General features: G+C 26.2%; 4 protein-coding genes. 2 read left to right on the plus strand and 2 right to left on the minus strand.

Features of this window, described 5'->3' with window-relative positions:
* Positions 1 to 70: 70 nt before the first annotated feature.
* Together KGF52_RS20240 and KGF52_RS20245 are read right to left on the minus strand one after the other, a co-directional pair.
* The gene (locus tag KGF52_RS20240; protein WP_227841418.1) at positions 71 to 985 is read right to left on the minus strand and encodes a DUF2935 domain-containing protein; all 915 of its coding nucleotides are present in this window, start codon (positions 983 to 985) and stop codon (positions 71 to 73) included.
* A 233-nt stretch (positions 986 to 1,218) separates the two neighbouring features.
* Positions 1,219 to 1,401 carry a hypothetical protein gene (locus KGF52_RS20245; RefSeq protein WP_227432883.1) on the minus strand — a complete coding sequence of 61 codons (183 nt, stop codon included), beginning with the start codon at positions 1,399 to 1,401 and terminating at the stop codon, positions 1,219 to 1,221.
* Between the two features lie 420 nt (positions 1,402 to 1,821).
* Here KGF52_RS20245 and KGF52_RS20250 point away from each other — a divergent pair, with 420 nt between their 5' ends.
* Both KGF52_RS20250 and KGF52_RS20255 read left to right on the plus strand, forming a co-directional pair.
* Positions 1,822 to 3,924: a GGDEF and EAL domain-containing protein gene (locus tag KGF52_RS20250; protein WP_227841419.1), complete on the plus strand. Its 2,103-nt coding sequence runs from the start codon at positions 1,822 to 1,824 to the stop codon at positions 3,922 to 3,924.
* A gap of 190 nt (positions 3,925 to 4,114) precedes the next feature.
* Entirely contained in the window at positions 4,115 to 4,933 is an 819-nt protein-coding gene (locus KGF52_RS20255; protein ID WP_227841420.1) for a MerR family transcriptional regulator, read from the plus strand.
* Positions 4,934 to 4,936 lie beyond the last annotated feature (3 nt).

Here is a 4,936-nt window from a genome sequence, read left to right on the forward strand (position 1 = left end):
TCTTAACACATGGTCTGCTAAAAGTGGCAATATTATAGATTTTATTTTACATTGTTCTATTCCAAAATAATTACATATTTTTGTAGTTCTCCAATATTCTGATATAATGATTGGCTTCTCTTAACACATGGTCTGCTAAAAGTGGCAATATTATAGATTTTATTTTACATTGTTCTATTCCAGATACTCCAGCCTCTTTAAAATCTTTAAATTCAACTGTTTCATCTAGAGTTTTATCTGTCATACTATCTATAGTAGTATCATTCATTTTATTTGTCTCTTCTATTAATTTCTTAAATTTTATAGCAAACTCATTTGAAGTATTGATTAGTTCATTTTCAGATGGGTCAAGTAATCCTCTCATAAACAATGCATGTTCCATCATAATTTGGTCCCAAAATAATTCTATCTCTTTAAAATCCTTTGAATCAATATCTATTTTATTTTCTAGGTCAATTACATAGGAACGATATAAGTTAGCTTCATGTATTATATGTTCAATAAGCAGAGGGTAATTTGAGGTAAATAGATTGCATGATAGCACTCCATCTAGAACTCTTTCTTTTAGATTAATAAGTCCATCAAGTAATTTTAGTGAATCTGAGTTAAGCTGAGCCACATAATTTACTAAGTCTTGACTAACTTGTGGATTTACACCACTCTGTAAATTTAATTCTCTTGTGGTTATGTTTTGATTTATTTCGATTCCTGTAAATTCCTCTGTCTTTTTTTCTGCATCCAATGTGTGACTAGTGACAATTTCTTCTGAGTATAATATATCAGGTCTAATTACACCATTGCTAGCACTAACAGCATATGATAATAATTCCTCAAATTGGTTTTTATAGTGGTCAGCTTCTAAAGCAAGATTGTAATCTTTAGATGTAAATCCTGCTTCTAAAAAAAGAGAATGCTCTTTCATAATTCTTGAAAAAAATAAATGTAATTCAAGTGATAAAATAACATATTTTTGATTATCTATCATAATTTCCTCCCTTTAGAAAGTATCTTGTTTATAATACTTTATTCTTAATATTTGATTTTATGTATATTAGAAATAAATTAATTAAATTCTTTTGTTATTAATTTTAATATTTATTATTAAATTTTAGTTTTAAATGTATAACTTTTGGATAAAACTATTAAAACTAAAATATATAAAAGTAGGCAAGAAGAATCTTATATAAAATTCTTTTTGCCTATTTAATATACTTGATTTTATGCCAAACCACATTCACATAATAAAATCATTATTCTATGGAGACATGACTCCACAGTATCTTCGCCATATTTTTTAATAAAATCATCAATTTGAGTTTCTATAAATGAATAGTATTCTTTTAAATTAGCAATATATGCAGTCATTATATGGACACATTCATCAATTTTATCTTTAAACACAATCAATCCCCCTAAAAAACGAAAAATTAAAATATTCAGTAAATGGCATGTATTATTTCATTTGAAAACCTATATAGTATGATATATTGTCTAGAAGTATTTTACAAGTGAGTATGTAAAACTGGTTGTTATAATTGCAAAACTGGATAGATGTTTTATTATATCTTCACGAATAAGAAGTCCGGTAAGAGGTTGTGCAAAGCCATTATCAAGTATATTTTTTATATATCATTTAAATTGGTAAATAGGATATTGATGTATTTTTTTTAATCAACTATAATTTAAAATATGAAGTGATAAATTTCCCAAGTAAATTAGGCTATTTAATGTATATATAAAAATGATAAGTAATCCTCTGTAATAAAAAATAATTTTGGAAATGTTGTTATAAATAATAGTAACAATGAAGGAGGCATGTATATGAACAAACATAACCTTGAAATTATATTAAATCAGATAAAGATTAATATATATATTACAGATATTCATACCAATAAAATTATTTTCATGAATAAAAATATGAAAGAAGAGTATCATAATTTAGTTCCAGAAGGAAAAGTTTGCTGGGAAGTATTATATCCTGAAAAAAATATTCCTTGTAGTTGTTGTAAGATTTCAGAATTACTAAAGAGCAATAAAAAAGGAGTATCAATAAAATGGTATGAAAAATGTAATAAGTTAAATAGAGTCTTTGAGAATTATGATAGTTTAATTACATGGTATGATGGGACAACTGTTCATATACATCAATCTATAGATATTACAAATTCTATAGCTTTAAACAAACAAGTTAAGATTGATGAGTTTTGTAAAGTATCAGATAACAATGAAAAAAAAGAGAACTTTAAGTATTTAAATACGTCAAGAGATAAATTTGATTATGATTCCACTTTACTTTATGATGCTCTGATTAGAGGTACAGATGAATATATATATATATGTAATTTAAAAACAGGAGTGTTTCGATATTCACCATCACAAGTTGAATTATTTGATTTACCAGGAGAAATTGTGGAAAATCCACTTGTCTATTGGAAAAAAATTGTACATCCAGAAGATTGGTCTCGTTTTTATAAGTCAAATATGGAAATAGGTAAAGATTATATGGATTATCATACAGTTGAATTTAGAGCTAAAAATCGTAGTGGAGAATATATCTGGTTAAAGTGTAGAGGGCAACTAATGCGTGATGAATTTGGAGAGCCAAGTATTTTTGCAGGAATTATGACACAGTTAGGTAAGCAAAATAAGATTGACCCATTAACACAGCTATTAAACTACTATGAATTTATGAGTGTATTTGAAGAAAAACTTTCAAATCCCATGATTGAAAAATTATGCATAATGCTACTAAATATTGATGACTTTAAGAATGTTAATGAGATGTATGATAGATCTTTTGGAGATAACATAATAAAAACTTTAGCACAATCCATAAAGTCTATTTTGCCAGGTAATGCCGAACTTTATAAACTTGATGGTGATGAAATGGGAATTCTTGTTGATAATGTTGAAGAAAATGACATTCGAATTCTATATGAACAGATACAGAATTTGATTATACATCTTCAATTGTGGAGAAAATATGGATTAAATATAACAATTTCTACTGGATGTGCTATATATCCAAAACATGGAGATACAGTAAAAGAACTTTATAAATATGCTAGCTACTCTTTACAGTATGCTAAAGAGCATGGAAAGAATAAACTTGTTTTTTTCTCTGAAAAAATCTTGAAAAATAAAGTGTATTCATTGGAAATGATGTGGGAGTTGAAAGCATCAATTAATGATAATTTTCAGGGATTTAGTCTTCGATTTCAGCCACAAGTAGACACACAAAGTCATAAAATAATAGGTGTAGAAGCACTTTTAAGATGGACTAACCAGAAAGGTGAAGCAATTTCTCCTTTAGAATTTATTCCAATTTTGGAAGAAAATGATATGATAAATGATGTGGGAGCATGGGTACTTCGAATGGCATTACGTACTTGTGGTGATTGGATTGATTATAATCCTCTTTTTACAGTAAGTGTAAATATTTCAGCTGTACAAATATTAGAGGAAATGTTTATTGAGGATATAATTAAAATTATATCTGAGGAAAATTTTCCTTATCAAAATCTTGTATTAGAGTTGACAGAAAGTCATACAGTACAAAATATGAGTATTTTACAAGATAAGTTTGAAGTTTTACAATATTTAGGAATTCGTATTGCTATGGATGATTTTGGTACTGGGTACTCTTCTTTAGAAATTTTAAAATTTTCCCCAATAGATATAGTTAAAATTGATAGAGTATTTGTCAAAGACATATTAAAAAGTAAGTTTGATGCTACCTTCATACGCTTTATTGTTGCAATTTGTCATGATGTAGGAATAAGAGTGTGTTTAGAAGGAGTAGAAACACAGGAGGAGTATGATTTAGTTAAGCAAATGAAACCAGATTACATACAGGGATATTTTTTTGGAAAGCCACAAACAGCAAGAGAAATTCTAGATATTTTAAAATTAGATATCTGATACTAGTCAAATTTGCAATTTAGCATTTACTTATATAATCTATCAAGTAAATATATTTTACTTTTAACTGACATTTAACCTTTAAAATTAAAAATATACTGATTTTATTAAATAAGAATTACTTGATTCAGTAAATATTAAAGTATATAGTAATTGTCTAGATAACAATAAGATAAGGAGCGTACAAACCTTGGAAAAACAGTATTTTACTACAGGTGAATTTGCAAAACTATGTGGTATTTCTAAGCAGACATTGATTTTTTATGATAAAATAGGTATTTTTTCACCCGAATACAAAGATAGAAACAATTATAGATATTATTCAGTATATCAGTACGATACATTAGATATATTACAATCATTAAGAGAAATAGGAATGAGTTTAGAAGAGATAAAAGAATATATAAAAAATAGAAGCCCTCAACTTTGTGTAGAAATGCTTAAAGAAGAAGAAAAAAAGATAAGAGAGAAAATAAAAAAATTAAAACAAATAAGTTCTAAAATACAAAACAGGATAAATACTACAGTTGAAGGTATTTCTAAGATAGATAATGAAGAAATCTATATATCCAATAGATGTGAAGAATACTTAGTATTATCAAGTGATTTGAGTAGTATAAATGATGGTAATTTTATGATGGAATTAATTGATTTTACAAATTACTGTAAGTCAAAAAATCTGTATCAGGGGTATGAATTAGGAGCAATAGTAAGTAATGAAAATATAAAAAACGGAGACTATTTAAGTATATCAAGTTTTTATTTAAAAATAGATAAAAAAATAAAAGATAAAAAGCTATATATAAAGCCAGAAGGAATGTATGCATGTATAAAGCATATTGGAAGATATGAAGACTCATATAAGTCCTATGAAAAATTAAAAAAATATATATATGATAATAACTATAAAATTATTGGTAATTCATATGAAGAAAGTATACTTGACTTTTTTTGTGAAAGCAATGAAGAAAATTATATGACTGAGATTTCAATTCAAATATCTATATAAGAA

It is taken from the genome of Clostridioides sp. ZZV15-6597 (assembly GCF_020657815.1).
In the GTDB taxonomy this organism is placed as follows: domain Bacteria; phylum Bacillota; class Clostridia; order Peptostreptococcales; family Peptostreptococcaceae; genus Clostridioides.